Genomic DNA, 516 nt, shown 5'->3' on the forward strand with positions numbered 1-516 from the left:
TGGTTTTCAGTATGCACCTGTTTTAAGAAATCCAGCATTGGGGCTTGCTCCTCATAAAAAAGCACGTATTTCGCATCATGCTGGTGGGTATTTTATTCGTTTGAATGTTCATGATCGTGCTGGTGTTTTTGCAGCGGTTGCAAAGCATATGGCTGGTAATCACATCTCATTAGAATCGATTGTTCAAAGGTCTTTTGTAGAAAGTCAGAGTGTGAAAACAATTATTTTAATAACCCATGAAACAACAGAAGTGAATGTACAACAAGCGCTTGCTGCAATTGAAAAAGATGGTCATCTTGTTGCAAAGTCTCAATTTATTCGTATCGAACCTATGGTGTAGAATTGACATTTTGTTTTATATAATAGCCGAAGAGAAAGCTTGAGTGCTTTTTTTCTTGTAGAAAGTTCTCATCTTTGTCAAAAACTTTATTTAAAATGCTTTGCAATAAATATTCATGTTTTTTGAAGTACTCATTCAGTAGGATTTTTCATATGCCCACAACTCAGAAGATTTTA

General features: G+C 34.7%; 1 protein-coding gene. It reads left to right on the forward strand.

What is annotated here, in order from left to right; translation table 11 throughout:
- Positions 1-340 (forward strand): ACT domain-containing protein (locus ACFINO_RS11645; RefSeq protein ID WP_375656016.1); only part of this gene is annotated, 340 nt, incomplete at its 5' end.
- Positions 341-516: the final 176 nt, after the last annotated feature.

This window comes from Bartonella sp. AA83SXKL (genome assembly GCF_042196965.1).
In the GTDB taxonomy this organism is placed as follows: Bacteria; Pseudomonadota; Alphaproteobacteria; order Rhizobiales; family Rhizobiaceae; genus Bartonella.